The 18,676-nt window shown below is 57.4% G+C and carries 19 protein-coding genes; all 19 read right to left on the bottom strand.

The window, feature by feature from the left end:
- Window positions 1-819, bottom strand: a complete 819-nt coding sequence (locus G438_RS0107230) for a F0F1 ATP synthase subunit delta (RefSeq protein WP_051259406.1) — start codon at window positions 817-819, stop codon at window positions 1-3.
- Complete coding sequence (gene atpF / locus G438_RS0107225; RefSeq protein WP_026460739.1) at window positions 819-1,382, bottom strand: F0F1 ATP synthase subunit B; 564 nt, start codon at window positions 1,380-1,382, stop codon at window positions 819-821. Before atpF ends, G438_RS0107230 begins: the two co-directional genes overlap by 1 nt.
- Window positions 1,382-1,588 carry an ATP synthase F0 subunit C gene (gene atpE / locus G438_RS0107220; protein ID WP_026460738.1) on the bottom strand — a complete coding sequence of 69 codons (207 nt, stop codon included), beginning with the start codon at window positions 1,586-1,588 and terminating at the stop codon, window positions 1,382-1,384. Before atpE ends, atpF begins: the two co-directional genes overlap by 1 nt.
- A gap of 61 nt (window positions 1,589-1,649) precedes the next feature.
- Window positions 1,650-2,465, bottom strand: a complete 816-nt coding sequence (gene atpB, locus G438_RS0107215; RefSeq protein WP_338054392.1) for a F0F1 ATP synthase subunit A — start codon at window positions 2,463-2,465, stop codon at window positions 1,650-1,652.
- A 218-nt stretch (window positions 2,466-2,683) separates the two neighbouring features.
- A complete protein-coding gene (locus tag G438_RS0107210) occupies window positions 2,684-3,112 on the bottom strand; it encodes a hypothetical protein (protein ID WP_026460736.1) in 429 nt (142 codons plus the stop codon).
- Window positions 3,112-4,224, bottom strand: a complete 1,113-nt coding sequence (locus G438_RS0107205; RefSeq protein WP_026460735.1) for an MraY family glycosyltransferase — start codon at window positions 4,222-4,224, stop codon at window positions 3,112-3,114. Before G438_RS0107205 ends, G438_RS0107210 begins: the two co-directional genes overlap by 1 nt.
- 8 nt (window positions 4,225-4,232) lie before the next feature.
- Window positions 4,233-4,859 (bottom strand): L-threonylcarbamoyladenylate synthase, encoded by a 627-nt coding sequence (locus G438_RS0107200; protein ID WP_026460734.1) that lies wholly within the window; start codon window positions 4,857-4,859, stop codon window positions 4,233-4,235.
- 60 nt (window positions 4,860-4,919) lie between these two features.
- Window positions 4,920-5,981: a glycosyltransferase gene (locus G438_RS0107195; RefSeq protein ID WP_026460733.1), complete on the bottom strand. Its 1,062-nt coding sequence runs from the start codon at window positions 5,979-5,981 to the stop codon at window positions 4,920-4,922.
- A gap of 16 nt (window positions 5,982-5,997) precedes the next feature.
- A complete protein-coding gene (locus G438_RS11350; protein ID WP_338054391.1) occupies window positions 5,998-7,833 on the bottom strand; it encodes a sodium-translocating pyrophosphatase in 1,836 nt (611 codons plus the stop codon).
- Between the two features lie 570 nt (window positions 7,834-8,403).
- On the bottom strand, window positions 8,404-9,270 hold the full coding sequence (prmC, locus tag G438_RS0107185) for a peptide chain release factor N(5)-glutamine methyltransferase (protein WP_026460732.1): 867 nt from the start codon (window positions 9,268-9,270) through the stop codon (window positions 8,404-8,406).
- Entirely contained in the window at window positions 9,267-10,364 is a 1,098-nt protein-coding gene (gene prfA, locus G438_RS0107180) for a peptide chain release factor 1 (RefSeq protein WP_026460731.1), read from the bottom strand. Before prfA ends, prmC begins: the two co-directional genes overlap by 4 nt.
- Window positions 10,365-10,433: 69 nt before the next feature.
- Window positions 10,434-10,655, bottom strand: coding sequence for a 50S ribosomal protein L31 (gene rpmE / locus G438_RS0107175; RefSeq protein ID WP_026460730.1), 222 nt, complete (start codon window positions 10,653-10,655; stop codon window positions 10,434-10,436).
- Window positions 10,656-11,000: 345 nt separating this feature from the next.
- Complete coding sequence (locus tag G438_RS0107165; protein WP_026460728.1) at window positions 11,001-11,525, bottom strand: hypothetical protein; 525 nt, start codon at window positions 11,523-11,525, stop codon at window positions 11,001-11,003.
- Between the two features lie 151 nt (window positions 11,526-11,676).
- Window positions 11,677-13,440, bottom strand: coding sequence for a M91 family zinc metallopeptidase (locus G438_RS0107160; RefSeq protein ID WP_034285654.1), 1,764 nt, complete (start codon window positions 13,438-13,440; stop codon window positions 11,677-11,679).
- On the bottom strand, window positions 13,437-13,745 hold the full coding sequence (locus G438_RS0107155; protein ID WP_026460726.1) for a hypothetical protein: 309 nt from the start codon (window positions 13,743-13,745) through the stop codon (window positions 13,437-13,439). The genes G438_RS0107160 and G438_RS0107155 overlap by 4 nt, the downstream gene beginning before the upstream one ends.
- Window positions 13,746-14,047: 302 nt before the next feature.
- Window positions 14,048-15,865 carry a transcription termination factor Rho gene (gene rho / locus G438_RS0107150; RefSeq protein WP_026460725.1) on the bottom strand — a complete coding sequence of 606 codons (1,818 nt, stop codon included), beginning with the start codon at window positions 15,863-15,865 and terminating at the stop codon, window positions 14,048-14,050.
- A 255-nt stretch (window positions 15,866-16,120) separates the two neighbouring features.
- Window positions 16,121-17,089, bottom strand: a complete 969-nt coding sequence (gene thrB, locus G438_RS0107145; protein WP_026460724.1) for a homoserine kinase — start codon at window positions 17,087-17,089, stop codon at window positions 16,121-16,123.
- A gap of 3 nt (window positions 17,090-17,092) precedes the next feature.
- Entirely contained in the window at window positions 17,093-18,400 is a 1,308-nt protein-coding gene (locus G438_RS0107140; RefSeq protein ID WP_026460723.1) for a homoserine dehydrogenase, read from the bottom strand.
- A gap of 96 nt (window positions 18,401-18,496) precedes the next feature.
- The coding region (locus tag G438_RS12580; protein WP_205618424.1) for a hypothetical protein at window positions 18,497-18,676 on the bottom strand (180 nt) is incomplete at its 5' end.

Raw genomic sequence — 18,676 nt, 5'->3', positions numbered from 1 at the left:
TTAGCCGACCAAGGATCGGCGAAGTTCAGCGAGGCGCGCAGCGATTGTGGCATCTACAGCCTCAGTGCCGGTGAGGAGACGGAAACCGCCAATCACCTTCGGATCGATGGTGATGGCAAGGCTGACCTCGCGGCCAAGACGTGCTGACATGAGTCGACGCAGGCGCGTCACCTGTTCCTGGCTCAACGGAACCGCAGACTGCACGCTGACAAGTGCGCGTTCCTCCATCGCCGCGGCCCGTTCAGCGTAGTGCCGCAACTTCGACAAGAGGCGGCCATGTGCCGTCCGCCCAACCGCACGACGCAGGAGCCGGTTGCTGTAGGGGGTGAGGTACTTGCCGAAGATCTTCTGAGCAAGCTGTCCCCGTTCATGTGCTGTGCCGTGCCCCATATCGGACAGTTCGACGCGAAGATCACGGTTATCCGCCAGCACTTCTTGAAGTTGCAAAAGCTCGTTTTCCAGTTCAGGTAGCACATTGGCGTGCTGCGCTGCCACTAGGACAACATAAACACCGCAAGCTTCAACGACGACAGGAATATGTTCAGGCGAAGACCAGTGCCTATGCGCCACAAGGTTGACAATCTTAAGCGATGCTGGCTGAATCGAGGCCGCAAAAGCATGGCGAAGTAGCTCTTCTTTGTCAGCTGCCGCGCGGGCAGGATCGCAAAGAGCGCGACGCAGGCGCGCATCGGAGTGCAGGATGTCCGAAATACCGAAGATATCTTCTGCCACTCGCATCCGATCACACGCACTGGGCGCGAGGATGTCGCCAATGGCATGGCGCATATCGTCAGATATCGACTCCGGTGCAGTTATCATCAGGCTTTCTCCGTCACCGTGCTTTGCGCTTCAAGCTCATCCATGAAACGGTCGATAACGCGTGAGGTGAGCGCCGCATCTGACAGATGTTCACCCACGATACGCTCAGCAAGTTCGGTCGCAAGCAAACCAACGTCTGTCCGCAGACTGATTTCGGCGGCTTGCTTTTCAGCAAGGATTTGCCGCTGAGCATTATCGAGGATACGTGCGGCTTCAGCGCTGGCTTCACTACGTGCAGCAGCGATGATGCCTTTGGCATCTTCGCTGGCTTTTTCACGCACGGCATGTGCATCAGCATTCGCTTGGCGCAGCAGTTCGTCACGTTCGCGCTCGGCAGCAGCTGCATCTGCTTTGGCTTGATCTGCTGCGTTCAGTCCTTCCTCAATCAGCGCGGCGCGCTCATCGAGTTTGGCGTAGATCTTCGGCAGCGCATATTTGCCGACGAGAAGCCAGATCACGAGCAGGACCAGTGCCGCCCAAAAAACTTCGTAGAGCGGGGCTGCGAGGAGGTTATATTCCTCGCTTGATGTCGCATCCCCCGCTGCTGGCAGGAGGAAGTTCATCAGCGGACCACGAGGGGCAGCACGAAGCCAATGAGGCCGAGAGCTTCAACCATACCGGCGCCGATAATCATATTGGTGAACAGACGCCCGGCAACCTCAGGCTGACGTGCCGTCGATTCCTGGGTCTTGCCCACGAGGTAGCCAATGCCGATTGCAGGGCCGAGGGTGGCGATGCCGTAACCGATGTAGGCGAGGGAGATGCCCATGTGGGTTTTCCTTTTCGTTCGGGACACCGTTGGTGGTGTCTGAGTGGGGAATGGTGAACCGTCAGTGACTTTCGACGGACAGCTTGATGTAAACAGCGGACAAAATGGTGAAGATATAGGCCTGCAGTACAGCGACGAAGAATTCAAAACCTGTCATGATGAACATAGCAGCACCGGTAACGGCCGCAACTGTTGTCATTGCACTGAGCTCTTGGAGCAGTACTGCAGTGCCGAAATAGGTCATTGCCAGCAGCATGTGACCAGCCACCATATTGCACAGCAAACGCAGTGTGAGCGTCACAGGTCGCACAACGAAATTCGACAGGAACTCAATGGGAGTGATGATGAAGTACATCGGCCATGGAAGCCCCGACGGCATCAATTGAGACTTGAAGAAGTGCGCGACGCCCTGCTGCGCAATACCCGCACCGACAAAGGTGACGTAAGTAAATAGCGCAAAAAGCAGGGGCACAACAAGTACGGACGAGGCCGCGATATTAATCCCCGGTACGATACCTGAAATATTCATGAAGAATATCGCCATGAAGGCCATGGCAAGGTAGGGGGCGTATCGACGTCCAAGCTTAGGGCCAAGCATTTCGACAGCGATATTGCCGCGAATAAAGTCAGCAACCAGTTCGAGTACGGCTTGGCCACGTCCAGGCACGAGCGCAGTTTTGCGTACAGCCAGCACAGCCAATACGCACAGCGTTACGCCCATAATGATGCGGGCAAGGATCAGCCGGTTGAACTCATAGAAGGTGCCTTGACCAAAGACGGCCTCGGGGAAGAAGTCAGCAACACCCGGTTCGTGGGGGGACTGCGTGAAGGCTGGGTAGGCTGTGAAAGCGATGACGCCGACAAGCACGGCTGTCACAATCCAGTACCACACCGGGGTACGGTAGGTACGGCTCTCAGATGTCGTGAGCGTGGACAGGGTGTCCTCCCCGGTTCTCGTTCAGCGTTGATGGACCGTGCATGTCATTGTGGACAGCGCCCCTATCCTAACAGGATTAGGACATGCCTTAGACCGTGGCTCCGGTGCGCGGATGTGAGATCGAACCCGTTAACCGTAGATGAGCGCAGTGGGGGCTTTCAGTTCTCGCTGTCACTTCGAGGTGGGTCAACGTTGGGGATACGCGATTTCATCAGGCTCAGGATTTCCATTTGCAAGACAACCAAAACGGTGAGAACCACCGCTATGCCCACGAAACGGATATCGAAGCCCAGATAATCAGCAAGTTTGACGGCCCCAAATATCAGCACAATTTTGACCAGATACCCTCCAGCCACGCCAGCAAGGAGCATCTGTGGATGCTTCACTGTGACTCGAAGCGTCACGATTTGAGCGCCAACAAGGACAATGCTGGCGCAGGCCGCAATCACAACCGTTCCCGCTTGTGCTGCCACAGCAAAACCACAGACGACTTCCACCAAAACAATCACTGCCCCAAGCACAACTAAAGTGCGGGCCAGACGCATAAACGCTGCATGAATGGGGGCGGACATACCTGGGGTGGCCATTACTGTTCAGCCTCGCTTAGTGTGGGGTGAGATGTCGTGGTCGGGAATTCGTACAGTGTCAACACGATGAGTAGGATCAAGAATGGGCACGTCACAAGTGCGACCAGCTGCAGATCAACCATTAGCAGTGCTGCAGCAGGTACTGCAATCATGGCGGTCCATGCCCATAGGATGCCTACCACACCACGATGCCCATGCCCTTTTGCAAGGAGACGATCGTGGAAGTGGGATCGGTCCGCGTGGAAGGGACTTTTCCCGGCAAGCATTCTGCGTATTGACGTCACGACAAGGTCCCCGACCGGGATTGAAATCACTGACAGCGGCAAAATAATCGGCAGAAAACTGACGAATATCTGCTGACTGCCTAAAAGCGCAGGATCAATTTGACCGGTGACAACAATGCCCACCCCTGCCAGGACAAGCCCTAGGGTTTCAGCGCCGCCGCCCATCATGATCGACGACGGATGGAAGTTGTACCACAGGAAGCCAATACACACCCCCATTAATGCGATGACAACGAGCGAGGCGGTGGTGGCGTAGGAGGGGGCGCCCATCATGCGGGTGAGCATGTAGCTATAGGCGAAGAAAGCAGCTGCGCCGATACCAACAACGCCTGCTGCCAGGCCGTCTAGTCCGTCAATGAAGTTCACCGAATTGACGATGCCGACGATAAGGAGCACAGTCACTACCAGCGAGATCCGTGACGATCCGATGGTGAGTCCGAATATGGGGAAGGAGACAAGCTGGACACCTCCCAGGCCCATGAGACCTGCGATGAGGATTTGTCCCGATAGCTTCGCCATCCAGTCCAATTCCACGATGTCATCTACAACGCCAAGGACACACATACCTGCCGCTCCCCCCATGAGTGCCCAGGGCACGGATGTGGCAAATAGCGGAGCCATATAGGGGATTCTGCTGGCCAAAAGCAGTGTCACTACAAGAGCGATGGTCATGGCCACGCCGCCGAGGCGCGGGATGGGGGTGCATTGAATGTCGCGGTTTCGCAGCGGAGGAAGGATCTTCCATTTCAGGCATGCCAAACGCACAAGCGGCGTGAGTAGCAGGGTGAGTCCTATCGCCACCAATGCAAGCAGAAGGTAAACCTTCATAGGGCGCGTTACTCCTGTAGCGTGCGTTCGATGTCTTCCAAGGATATGGGGCCAAGACGAATTGGGGAAATGTCCCCGCTGGAAAGGTCCAGGATTGTCGAGGCGACGGCGCCTTTTGTTGGTCCCGCATCGATATACACTGCTACGGTGTCACCGAAGTAGTGCGTGGCCTGGTCGATATTGGTGGCCGGCGCGTGTCCGGTGGTATTGGCTGATGTCACTGCCAAAGGACCAACGACGCCAAGTAGCTCACGGGTAATGGCATGGTCGGGCATCCTCAGCGCGAGGGTACCACCCGTGTCGCCAAGGTCCCAACCAAGGTCAGTTCTTGCGTGAAGGATGAGCGTGAGTGCCCCTGGCCAGTAGCATTCGGCAAGCCGGTAGGCTGCGGCAGGTACGTTGACACAGAGCGTGTCGATATCGGCTGGGGAGGCAACAAGCACTGGCGGCGGCATCTGGCGTCCGCGCCCTTTTGCTGCAAGTAATGTGGCAACGGCGGTGGCATTTGTCGCATCGCAACCGATGCCGTATACGGTGTCTGTGGGCAGAACCAGGAGGTCGCCTCGTGACACCGCTGTGGCCGCCACCTGCAGGTCGTTGGCACTCCACTCACGCTGACAGTAAAGTCTTAACACGGACCTATCCTGCCACGCCCCCACTTTTCTGGCGCATGGTGACTACCTCGTAGACACCCGTTATCCGAACCATTCGTCGACACAGGCAACGACCGCTTTGTCGAAGGCATCATCAGAGTGGTGCTGTGCAATCCACATCGCGAAGGATCCGCCCGCACATTGATCAATGTCTTTTCTGCAGCGTTCTGGTTCACGCAATGCACGTATCAGCATCGTTGTTGCTTCATTGTCGTCGCGGTACAGGAAGGGGTATCCCGGTGGGACCACTAAGCGTGATGAGGCGTTATCAGGAAGGATGCCGATCACACCAGCACCCAGTGCTTCAATGTAAGCCAGCGCGTAGGACACGTTGTCGGCGGTCGCAACAAAGGCCGTGGTGCGCGCCAATGCCTGCCAGTAGGATTGGCGTGTTGCTGTAACGGGCCCCATCCACACCCAGTCACGACTGGAGATATCCATTGCTCGTTCTGACACCAAATGGTTCTCGTGCAAACGCATCTCTACCTGCGCTGGGACGATGCGACGCGCCTTATCCACAATGGCGAGGAATCGGTCGGGATGTTTGTGTCGCGACAGGTAAATGGACGGGTAAAGCACAATTGGAGTGTCGGCATCCCGATGCGGCTGAATATGGTCGAGCCTGAAACCAAGGTTGACCCATTTCACGCGCATTTTCTGGTAGAGGGGTTGTACCGTCCAGCGACGAACAAGGTCCGTGATTTCGTTGGCGCTGAGTTGCGAGCCTGCAAATGTTGGAAATAATGCGCATGACAGTGCAGTGGCTGCCATCTCGATCTCTGATGCGGTGTCAGGCAGGGCACGCCAAAGAAAATTCATAATTCTCACAGTCGGTGGCGTCTGCACGCGGTTACCCGCGCGAAGGATTCGCCACACGCGCGGCGAATCAGCAATATCCATGTTAATGACAACCACGTCACTCGGGTCAAGCATCTCCAGGGGCATCACATCGAATCCGTCAGCACGTCGCGCGGCGGCAGCAATGACGATGGATCCAGGAAATATGCGTAACAGTCGGCGCACAAGGGTATCGGCCGCTTCATGCCCTGCAATTTTGCCGTCCTGGTCGATGAGGACATCGTCGTATTTAATGGCAATTCTCATGATCTTTCCCCTGTTTTTAGACATCCGCGTCACTGGCGGTACTTGGGATACGCATCGAGTAGAACGATCGGTATACGAAAATAACGCTGATAGCGAAGAAGACAGCAGCTAATGCATGGACCAGCAACGACATACCACGACCGTTGAGACTTACAGCCAATTCCACCGCCAGCAAGCCAAATAGCGTGGTGAATTTGATAATTGGATTAAGTGCGACTGACGATGTGTCCTTAAAAGGATCACCGACGGTGTCTCCGACGATAGAGGCGTCATGCAGCGCGGTGCCTTTCACGTGGAGATCAACCTCGATGACTTTTTTGGCGTTATCCCACGCCCCACCTGCGTTGGCCATGTAGATCGCCTGGTAGAGGCCAAAAAGGGCAATCGAGATGAGGTATCCGATAAAGAAGTAGGGTTCAACGAAGGCGAAGGACAGGGTTGCAAAGAAAACGGCAAGGAAAATTGTGAGCATTCCCTGCTGGGCGTATTGGGTGCAGATGTCGACTACACGCCGTGAATCTTCTTCTGAGGCACGGTGTGCGCCTCCATCAAGGTGGATCGACTCTTTAATAAAGGCCACCGCCCGATTGGCACCAGTGGTGACAGCCTGGATGGATGCGCCCGAGAACCAGAAAATCACTGCGCCGCCACTAATGAGACCAAGAAGGAATGGTGCGTGCAGGATCGACAACCTGTCAATGCCGGTGGCAAGGTGATCGGTAAGTCCGATAATGATGGAGAAGATCATCGTCGTTGCGCCAACGACGGCTGTGCCGATCAGCACGGGTTTGGCGGTGGCTTTGAATGTATTACCTGCACCGTCGTTATCTTCAAGGAGCAATTTCGCTTTATCCCACCTCGGGACTATGCCATAAGAGGCGTGCAGCTCATGGTCGATATCGTTGATTTCGTCAATACGTGACAGCTCGTAGACACTTTGTGCGTTGTCGGTCACCGGCCCATAGGAGTCAACGGCGATAGTCACTGGCCCCATGCCAAGGAAACCAAAAGCAACTAACCCAAAAGCAAAGACCGCTGGCGCGAGCATATAGTCCTCAAGACTTCCCGACAGCAGGTAGGCTCCGCCCATCAGTGCAACGATGGCCATGCCTAGCCAGTACGCCGAGTAATTGCCTGCGACTATGCCCGATAAGATATTGAGGCTCGCTCCGCCCTGCCGGGTCGATTTCACGGTTTCACGCGCGTGGCGGGAAGCGGTGGAAGTGAAGACCTTCACCAGCTCTGGTATGAGCGCACCCGCAAGGGTCCCGCAGGTGATGATGGTGGCTAAGGTGAGCCAGGTGCTTGCACCAAGGCCACCCAAGACGAACCATGTCGTAAGGTAGGTGGCACCGATACAGAGCAGCGAGGTAAGCCACACCAACAGCGTTAATGGCGCCTCGAAATCCATGCGTTCAGCATTACCCCATTTTGCCCTCACCCATGCGCCACATAGCGCGTATGCACCCCAGGCAGCCAGGATCATCGCAGCGCGCACCGTGAAGATCCATACCAGCAGGTGCGCCTGAAGAAAAGCGTCCTCCACGGCTAGAAGCACGAAGGCGACCAGTGCGACACCAGTGACGCCGTAGGTTTCAAAACCGTCGGCGCTAGGTCCGACCGAGTCGCCAGCATTGTCCCCTGTACAGTCCGCGATGACCCCGGGGTTGCGCGGATCGTCTTCGTCAATGTGGAAGACGATTTTCATCAGGTCAGCACCGATGTCAGCAATTTTGGTGAAGATCCCTCCGGCGATGCGTAGTGCTGAGGCGCCCAGTGACTCCCCAATGGCGAAGCCAATAAAACAAGCGCCCGCCACGTCCGCTGGCAGTACAAGAAGGATGATGAGCATCCAAAGCCAAGTCCGAAGATGCAGACCAACGCCCCGACGCCAAGGAGCAAACGCGCGTCAATACCGCCGGTAAGAGCGATCGCTAATTCAGGCAGGACCAGGCTGGCTTCGCCGCCACCCAGTTCGTGCGCCGAGGCGGACTCCTCCGAGGTGTAATGCGCTGCCGGTGCACAACTGCTGAGCATCATCGTTACACCGATACCGGCTATGGTGAGCAGCAGCGGACGACATAACAGCGATGCGGGACGATAAGCGGTGCTGGCGAACTCCTATGTCATGGTGTGCCTCACGTCGGTAACCCCTGGGCGACATTGCCCACTGTGTTTCAGTCTATGGTGATGGCACGCAAAGAGGAAGGGTTTGGCCGGTAGGTAATCCCGGTAGGTAATCAAAGGGTGTTCTCGCGTGTCACGAGGAGCCTTCTCACGCGTCAACGTGCAAATGCTGTCGTCTTAAAATGCCAGCTCTGGCCCCTTCACTGTCGGCGTGGAGGCTAGCCACACGACCCGCACGTCGCACATGTTCCGCCATTACTGCCGATATGTGGGTCGCCCACATGCTGTGGGACACCTAGCCGCGCCATGCGCTGAGGTAGCGATCGTTGTCGGCAAGATCTTTGCCTGTTGCCACCTCACTAAATCCGCTCGCAAGGGCAGCTTCACGCAACGCCTGTGCCTGCACCTCGGCATGTTCCATCACGAGAAGCCCCCCAGGGCGCAGGAGATGGTAGGCGCGGGTAAGTATCCCCCGAGGCAGAACCATGCCGTCTTCTCCCCCACCGTAAAGGGCTGTTGCCGGGTCGACACTGGCCTCACTTTGGGTGACGGGCATCGCAGTGGGCACGTATGGCGGATTAGAGACCACGATATCCACGGTGCCATCGAGGTGCGCCAGCATTGTCGGCGACGTTGCGTCACCATGATGCAGTTTGACGAGGCCAGGGGCCAATTCTGCGATATTACGCGCAGCCAGCGCTACCGCCTCGTCCATCAATTCGACAGCGTGAACCTGCGCACCTGCGACCTCTGTGGCGAGCGCAAGCGCAATGGCGCCCGAGCCGGTACAGAGGTCAACAACGATGGGCCTAACACCGTCAGCGGCACGTCGTGTCGCCTCGTCAATTGCCGCACCTGCAACCACCTCTGTTTCGGGGCGGCAAATGAATACGCCCTCTTGTGCGCTCAACACAAGGTGGCGAAACCACATACGACCCACGATGTGTTGAAGCGGCCGACGGGCACGGCGCTGCGCCACTGCGCTGCGGAAGCGTTCTGCGGCATGGGCACCCACCATTTGGGGAGCCGCCCACAGATTGTCCACGCTGAGCGCCCACTCAAGGAGGACACGCGCGTCAACGCCAGGGTCAGAGCCTTCAAGTGACCCGAGGTATGCGCGAGCCCACCTTAGGAGTTCGTGTTGGCTGTATTGGGCGGTCACACGCCGTCCTGCCCCAAGCGTGCTTTCTCGTCGGCACTGATAGCCGAGGCAATCACCGCATCAAGGTTTCCTTCAAGTACCTGGTCAAGGTTATGGGCTTTAAAGCCGGTGCGGTGGTCAGCGATGCGGTTTTCTGGGAAATTGTACGTGCGAATGCGTTCCGAGCGGTCAACGGTACGCACCTGGGACAAACGCTGTTCAGCGTTGGCGGCTTCACGTTTAGCTCGCGCTTCAGCGGCGAGGCGTGAGGCAAGGACTCGAAGGGCTGCTTCTTTATTTTGCAGTTGAGATTTTTCATTCTGCATGGACACCACGATGCCGCTAGGCAGGTGGGTGATGCGGACAGCAGAATCGGTTGTATTGACGCTTTGTCCGCCTGGTCCCGAAGAGCGGAAGACATCGATACGCAAGTCATTGGGGTCGATTTCGATCTCCCCTTCGTCTTCAACTTCGGGCATGACGAAAACGCCTGCGGCGCTGGTGTGAATGCGGCCTTGGGATTCGGTCACTGGGATGCGCTGCACACGGTGAACGCCACCTTCATATTTGAGGTGCGCCCACACACCTTCCTCTGGGGTTGGTGTTCCCTTGGCGCGGATTGCCAAGGTAATGTCTTTGTAGCCACCCAATTCAGTGTGGGTTGCTGATAATTCTGTGACAACCCAGCCTTTTAAAGCGGCGTATCGGCTGTACATACGCGCGAGATCCGATGCGAATAGGGCGGACTCGTCGCCGCCTTCACCTGCTTTCACCTCAAGGATCACATCAAGGGCATCGTCGGGGTCGCGTGGGGCGAGGATGTCGATGAGGTGGGCGCGTGCTTCGTCAAGGGCTGCACGCAGCGCTGGGATTTCTTCGGCAAATGCGGCGTCTTCAGCGGCGAGTTCTTCGGCGGCATCCACGTCATCTTGGGCGCTACGGAAACGGTCCCAGGCAGTTTTGGTGCGGGACAATTCGGCAAAGCGTCGTCCTGCTTTCCGTAACGCCGCAGGATCAGCGAGTACTGCCGGATCTGACATTTGCGCTTCGACCTGCGTGTATTCCTCAAGCAGAGGCGCTACCGCAGCAAATGCACCCTGAGGGGCTTGCGTCATCACTTTATCCTTCACACGATGTGCAACGGCGCCGGTGATCCGCTGGGGTCACCGGCGCCGCAGTACACGTCACTTAGCAGAGCGGTCGCGCTTGCCGTAGCGAGCCTCGAAGCGGGCCACGCGGCCACCGGTGTCGAGGATCTTCTGCTTGCCAGTGTAGAAGGGGTGGCAAGCCGAGCAAACGTCCACGCGCATTTCGCCCGAGGCAATGGTTGAGCGGGTCGTGAATGCGTTGCCGCAGGTGCACGTCACTTGGGTTTCGACGTACTCAGGGTGGATTCCCTGTTTCATGGTGTTCTCCTTAAGGGATTCGAGGAGTGCCGGGTCCACGGGGCCCATGCCGCGCGGTGAACCGGAACCAGTCGTCTATTCTGCCATGCTTCGCCCTTTACGGTCTATATCAGGCGCGTCACCGCTGGGTGAAACCGGTGACATGCTAGCCACCGGGCGACCATCGCCGCAGGGTGATGCCGACGGCACGTGGGCTACCAGGCGACCATCGCCGCTGCACAACAGCGCCACGGTGTGCGTATTGATGCTGCTACTCAACGCTGGTGCACGACGGTGCTGCGGCACGGCCTCGTCTGCGAGTGGCGCACACCTGTGACTTTGTGAGTTGGTGAACCTTTTGCCAACTCAGCTCAGCGAAACCGGCGTCGAGCATGAGATGCGTTGAAGCTCGAGGCCAACGGCATCGGGCACCGCGAGCACATCGCCAGGCAGCAAGCCCGACTTTGGTAGCCCCTCAGGCACAATATCCTGGTCAATGTGCGCAACGCACAACCTCACCGAATCCATGTCGACCACGCTCTGTTTGCCACGCTCGACGCCTGGTTCAATAACAAAAGGGCGGGGCATCGACACAGTACTGTCCATGCTCTGTCCTGGTGGCAACTCCGTCACGGCATGGGCCGCAGGCATGTACGTACCGGCCTGCTCGGGTGCCGTCACGAACGCCAGGGCTAATACGTGGCTTCCATCCGCTAGGTTGGCGACGACATGCGGATGGTCCTGACTGACGACCCAGACGCTTCGGTCAGAGTCATTACGAATTTCGTAGCTTGCAGCAAACCACTCATCGGTCACCGTCTTTGGTACAAGGGTGATACTCAGCGTGTCGTCGCTGTGGGTCAGATCCAGCCCGATAGTTTCTTGCGCCACTTGTTCTCCTGTTCCACAGCTTGCCAACAGTAATGCCGCACATGCTGTCAGCGCCACCCGTCGCAATGAACGTACAACTGTGGGCACAGGTTCGCCAGATATATTGCTCGGCGTGGCATGTCCCTTTCTCCGCAGTTGCACCGCCTGTCGTTTATTCATAGCTTTTCCGCCGTGGTAGTCGCATCTCTTCACGCAAGCCATTCTCGGTGCGCTCAATCGGCTGAGTGGGATCGATAATTTCTGGTGTCGTTGGATCGTTGTCGTGGTCAATAGGTAAGCCCACCGCTTGCCGCTCACCAACTTTGGATCCATGATCAACGCTGTCTTGTCCCACATATTGTTCACCACGGAAATTTCCACTCATATATGAATCGATGTGGGATAACTCGTGTTGAAGCACAACGATGGGCGGTGCACCACGGAAGTCATGGATAGTCGGTTGGTAAGCCACCTCGTGGGTACCGCCTCTGTATGATGCGGTGCTATTGGGGAAATCCGGGTTGTCAGGAATATATTCGGTGATCGTCAACGTATTTTTGAAAAAGCCGAATATCCCCGACTTGTCGTGACTTCGCTCAATATTGGCCAACAACTGTGCACCAGCGGGCGACGATGCCAGAAGATCCAAGTCTGCCCGCACGCGTTCGATAAAGTCTGGCGATCCTTCGATGGTGATCCACGACGTCATGTCTTCAATGGCCACCTGCACATGATGTTCCGTGTGTGTATCTGATTGAGCAGCGTCATCGTAGACGGTGTCGTCGCCAGCTCCCGCACTCACCTTGTCGGCGCCACGTCCACCGTAAACAACATCATTGCCGCTGCCACCAACGATGTGATCGTCGCCAGCACCGCCAGATGTCACGTCATCGCCGGAGCCTCCGACAAGGTGATCAGTGTCGGCTCCTCCCTCAAGATAGTCCGCGCCTGCGCCACCTGAAAGGCGGTCGCGGCCACCGAGGCCGTACAGCGTATCGCGCCCGTAGCCGCCAAATAGTCGATCGTCACCGCCTTGACCATCGATATAGTCAATACCGGTGCCTCCTGATACGTAATCAGCTCCCCCGCCGGCAACGATTTCGTCCTTGTCGCCAGAACCGAAAATCCGGTCGGCACCGCCGCCGCCAGTAATTCGATCCTGACCTTTGCCACCCACCACAGTAAAGCCAACCGTCGTATCTGGGGGAAGCGTAATGGTGTCGTTACCACTACCGGCACGAATCGTCACATGTTTCCCAGCGGGGAAGACGTATTTCTTGCCATCGACAGTCACAATCTGTTCGCCCGTATTTGGATCGACCGTCACGGAGATAACGTTATTGCCCTTACCGGCAGACAGCACGATATTGTCACCATCAACGATGACGCCCACATCAGAACCTTCGTCAGGGATCCCGTCCATAAATGGCTCCCCTGCTGCGACGGTCTCCCACGTTGAAGACAATGTGGTCCAGCGTTCCTCTAGGCTCGTCAGTGCTTGACGATGGCCGAAGAGTTTCTGATCAAGTTCGCTTCTGATGTTGTGCGCTTCGAGTTGTTCCCTGGTCACTACTTCTGATTCTTCGGGGGTTTCCGGTAAGAAGACCGGACCCGGTAATGTGTAGCGTACTGACGACACGCGCGACCATGACGCATGCAGATAGTCCTGTGCGGCGGTCAAGTCATAGGCGATCGCGTCAAGTACTGCCCCACATTCATTGGCGAGCGCCGAGGCGGTATCCAAATCAGTGATGAGTTGGGAACGTCTGCCCGCGAAGGATTCGGCGGCAGCACCTTCCCACACTACAAGAGCTCGGAGCGCATTTGCTGCAAAATCATCAGCTGCTTCATCGCTGCGACGTGAAATGGCACGCCACGATTCTGCTGCCTGCGTCAACGAGGCAGTCTCCACAGGAAGATCCCACAGCCCTTTCATGACACTGCGAATTTCTGTGCTGTCACTTCATCTTGTTTGGTGAAATCCGCGGCGCAAGCCTGCATCGCGTCGCTGGCAGCTTCGAGGCTGTCACTCAGGTTCTCAACAGCACTGTCAGCTGCAGAATGTAGGGCACTGATCTGGGCAGTAATTTCAGAACCAATCGTCATGCCCCCAAATGCATTCGCAGATATCGTTGCAAGTGTTCCTGATTCGCCCAGCCATGCGCTGCGGAGCTCCTCAGATATCGCTGCCACCTGTGACGCTTGCCCGCTCACAACAACTGGATCAATCGCCAACGTCATCGTACGCTCCGTCCTTCGTGTCACACACCATGATGAGCATAGCGAAATTCACAATCATAAGGAAGGTCCGATGTGGCGACTCGCCCTCGCGTTCCAGCGAGGCACTACGACATCGTAAGAGGCGGAACTGCTCGCAACAAAGAACGAAAACCGGAGCACACACGCAGGGCTACGGCACAGGCACTGCCGCCCTTTGCGCCATGTGGCATCCCGGTGTGCATCATCCGGGTTATCGGGTTTTCGGCGAAAAACATTGCCTCCGCCATTTCATCTGGCGGAGGCAATGCGTGAAGGATACGCCGTTACTCGACCGACGGCGTGGTCTTTTGAACGAGCATAAGGAACTCAGCATTGGACTGGGTTTCTTTGAGCTTGTCCAAGACCAATTCGAGGGCGCTTTGCTGGTCCAGGGTTCCCAGCACACGGCGGAGTTTCCACATAATGCGCAGTTCTTCGGGTCGGAACAACACCTCTTCGCGTCGTGTACCTGAAGCGTTGATGTCGATCGCTGGGAAAATACGGCGGTCGGCCAGTTGCCGCGACAGACGCAGTTCCATATTGCCGGTACCTTTGAATTCTTCGAAGATCACCTCGTCCATCTTCGAACCGGTTTCCACCAGTGCCGAGGCGATGATCGTCAACGATCCTCCTTCTTTGAGGTTGCGCGCAGCGCCGAAGAACTTCTTGGGTGGGTACAGTGCCGAGGCGTCCACGCCACCGGAGAGGATACGGCCCGAGGCGGGTGCCGCGAGGTTGTAGGCGCGCGACAATCTGGTGAGGGAGTCAAGAAGCACCACGACGTCTTGTCCCAGTTCCACAAGGCGCTTGGCGCGTTCAATGGCGAGTTCAGCAACGATCGTGTGATCAGATGCGGGACGGTCAAAGGTGGAGGCAATGACTTCACCTTTGACAATGGAACGCATATCTGTCACTTCTTCAGGGCGCTCATCCACCAGAACCACCATGAGGTGTACCTCTGGGTTGTTCATCTCGATGGCCTTTGCGATCTGTTGAATCACCATCGTCTTACCTGCCTTGGGCGGCGAGACGATCAGGCCGCGTTGCCCCTTTCCGATGGGCGACACAAGGTCAATGACACGCGGGGTGAATGCTTTCGCGGAGGTTTCCATCCGCAGCTGTTCATTGGGGTAAAGCGGAGTGAGCTTACCGAATTCACGACGTTGGGCTGCGTCTTCAGGGGTCATGCCGTTGACGGCGTCGACACGCACCAGCGCATTGTATTTTTGGCGTTGCCTTTCGCCTTCCCGCGGTTGACGCACCGCACCCACAACAGCGTCACCGGGACGCATACCCCAGCGCCGCACATTCCCCAGAGTGACATATACGTCGTTGGGGCCGGGCAGGTACCCGGAGGTGCGAACAAATGCGTGGTTTTCTTGGACGTCTAGGATACCGGCGATTGGAGCCAAGACATCCTCTTCACGGATTTGTGGTTCGCCATTTTGGCGTCGCTCGTTGCGGTCTAAGCGTTCGCCACGCTCGTAGCGTCCATTTTCGCGCCCATTGCGTTCTTCGCGGCTGACGGCCTCCTCGCGACCGTTACGGTCGCGGCCACGACGGCGGTCTCGGCCACGTCGACGAGATCGACTTTCGTCGTCACCGTCGGGCAGTTCAATGGCGTCAAGACTGCGTGGTGCCGTGGGTTCAGGTGCCACGTCTTCCGATGCCGCATCTGCGTTGACGGGTTGGGGAAGTTCAATGGTCACTTGTTGAGGTTCAGCGGCCTCGGTGCTGACAACGCGGCGACGGCGTCCTTTACGCGCGGGGGCTTCAGCTGCAGGGGCATCTACAGTGGCAGCTTGAGGTGCCTCGACGGCAGGCGCAGCTTCTGGTGCAGCAGATGTAGCACTTGGCAGGGGCAGTTCGAGCTCCACCGCGGGCTCGGCTGTCGGCGCTTTGGCTGCGCGACGAGGCGAACGGCGGGGTTTTTCGGTGGGGGTTGCCTCTACCTGCGCGGCTGCAATTGCGGCAATAAGGTCGCCTTTGCGCAGCGTTGAGGTGCCTTTGAGTCCCATATTGGCGGCAAGGGCCTTCAATTCGGGGAGTTTGAGTGCCGACAGCTCAGGCGTACCTGCTGCGGCGGCGGTGTTGTTGCTCAAGGATGGTTCCTCATCTGGATGTGCCTAGGGCAGTGAGTGTGCTCCCTGGCGGCACACAGTACCGCCAAAGTGGAGCCTGGGAGGTGGCAGATAATTCAGTGCCACATGGAATGCCACGAGGGCAAGGCCATCGCTGACCTTTCGGTGACATGCTAGCAACTGAGAGGCTATGCGTGGGCAATTTGGGACAGAAGTCTCGCTCCTGCGCATAAAATCACACCACTGGATCCGGTGCAGGTAAGAAAACGTGCCGCCTCAGGGATGCGCTGTTTGGTCGCTAAGGAGGCGCGTAATCCGTCCGCGTGTAATCGTGACGCCATCTGGGGACACCGGTAAGGAGAGGACGCGCCATCCTGCTGCTTGTGCATCGCGACGTATTGCCTGTGACACCGGCTCCAAACTCAACACCGTCGGGCCAGCACCAGATACGACGGCTGGAAGACCTGCTGCACGCAACCAGTCCACCAGTGCCAGCGAAGGTTCCATCGTGGTGCGACGCTGTTCCTGATGCAAACGGTCCTGCGTGGCTGCCATCAGCGCTGCGTGGAAGTGAGTATCCGGTGCTGACGTCGCTGTATTCCCTTGGGACAATAAGGCTGCGAGCAGCGCAGCCCTTCCAACGTTAAATACCGCATCAGCGTGCGCAATCGATGTGGGTAGTGCAGCTCTCGCGCTAGCGGTGGGCAGCTCAAAATCGGGTATAAAAGCTACAGGATTAATGGCGGACGGTGGCGCTAAGCGTAGCGCGCGCGCCTGCGCCCCTTCGGTCCACGCAATCGTTGCACCCCCAAATATTGCCGGCGCGATATTGTCAGGATGACCTTCCATCTCATTGCCGAGGTTGAGAATATCGGCAAGGGTGAGTGCTTCCGGGTCGCCTACCAGTGCTCGGGCAAGCGAAAGCCCAGCGACTATGGCGCTGGCCGAGGAACCCAACCCGCGGCTGTGGGGTATGCGATTCATGCAGCGCATACGAATCCCGACTTGTGGGGCACCGACCCTATCAAGAGCAAGACGCACAGCACGCACAATGAGGTTGTCTTCACCGCTGGCCACAATGCCAGCGCCTTCGCCTTCGACGACCACTTCGGTGGTGCCTGCGGTGGCGTGGACGGACACTTCGTCCCACAGGTCAAGGGCCATGCCCATGGAATCGAATCCAGGACCCAGGTTCGCGGTGGTAGCGGGAACCTTGACTGCAACAAAGTCGTCACGCAGCTGCACGACTCACTCCCCTTCAACCCGCAGTGTCGAAGCGACGCGTCGCACAGCACTGGATTTACCGAGGGCCTGCGCAACGGCTCGCAGATCAGCTTCGCGTGCCGTATGGGTTGCGATGGTGACAATGGCAGAGCCTGGTTCAGAATCGTAGTGCTGGCTCACTGCCTGTATTGACACGCCATGACGAGAGAAGATACCCGCGACATCCGCCAGTACGCCAAGTCGATCTTCGACTTGCAGTCGCATTTGGTAGCGGGTACGCGTCAAGCCAGCGTCCAAAATAGGGAGGTGTGCGTACACCGATTCGCGTGGCGCATGTCCACCATATGCCCGATGGTGAGCGGCAGCTACCAGGTCGGACAACACTGCGGAGGCGGTGGGAGCACCACCAGCTCCTTGACCGTAGAACATTAATCTTCCTGCAGCTTCCCCTTCGACAACTACCGCATTAAAGGCACCTGCCACTGTCGCAAGCGGGTTGCCTGTAGGGATGAGAGCTGGGTGTACGCGCGCGGCAATGCCTTCGGTGCCGTCATCGGTGAGGCGACGTTCCGCGATGGCGAGCAACTTAATGACGTGTCCATTTGCTGCCGCTTCAGCCATATCTTCGGCGGTGATGGCACTAATTCCTTCAACAGCGACGTCGGCAATACTCACGCGCGTGTGGAAAGCCAGCGAGGCAAGGATGGCACATTTAGCAGCAGCATCGTGACCTTCCACGTCGGCGGTGGGATCGGCCTCGGCAAATCCAAGGCGCTGCGCCTCGGCAAGCGCCTGCTCGTAGCTCACCTTGTGGGTATTCATCGAGTCGAGGATGAAATTCGTTGTTCCATTCACGATGCCCATGACGCGGGTAATACGGTCTCCCGCCAGCGATTCACGTAAACCGTAGACAACAGGCACGGCGCCCGCCACAGCCGCTTCGTAGTACAGGTCGGCGCCTGAGGCTGCGGCGGCCTCGTAAAGCTCAGGGCCGTGTGCTGCCAAAAGCGCCTTATTGCCTGTCACCACGGAAATCCCCTGGTCCAAGGCGCGGCGCACGTAGGTGCGTGCAGGTTCGATACCACCGATGAGTTCGACGACGATATCTTTGCCGTCGATTGCCTGGTCGGCATCCGTTGTCAGTATTGCAGGATCGATTTGTGCGTCACGAGGCGCCGCCATGTCGCGCACGAGGACTGACGTCACCTTCATGCGCGCACCGGCACGAGCGGCAAGTTCGTTGGCCTGTTCACCGAGGATACGTATGACCTGGGAGCCAACAGTTCCTGCTCCAAGGACAGCTACGTTGAGGGTGGGCAGCGATTCCGACACAATGTCCTCCAGCGATGTCCGCAAGTGGAATAACAACGGTGTTGATCCTACTGGCAATCCACGACAAATGAGGTGCCCGCAGTTGATTATGGGCAACTATTCCGGCTCGGTGACATACTTCCACGGTTCAGGTTCACCCTGCCGAAACGACGTCTCCTCAGGAGGCCCCACCACCACGGTCGGCTCAGTAGGCATAAATAATTCATCCACCCAACGACCACCCACAAACTCACCAGCCACACTCGAACCATCCGACGGACGACAATCACTCTGATA

The organism is Schaalia suimastitidis DSM 15538, from assembly GCF_000429105.1.
Taxonomy (GTDB): domain Bacteria; phylum Actinomycetota; class Actinomycetes; order Actinomycetales; family Actinomycetaceae; genus Pauljensenia; species Pauljensenia suimastitidis.
The sequence above is the reverse complement of the archived record's forward strand: the minus strand, read 5'-3'. Positions and strand labels throughout refer to the sequence as shown.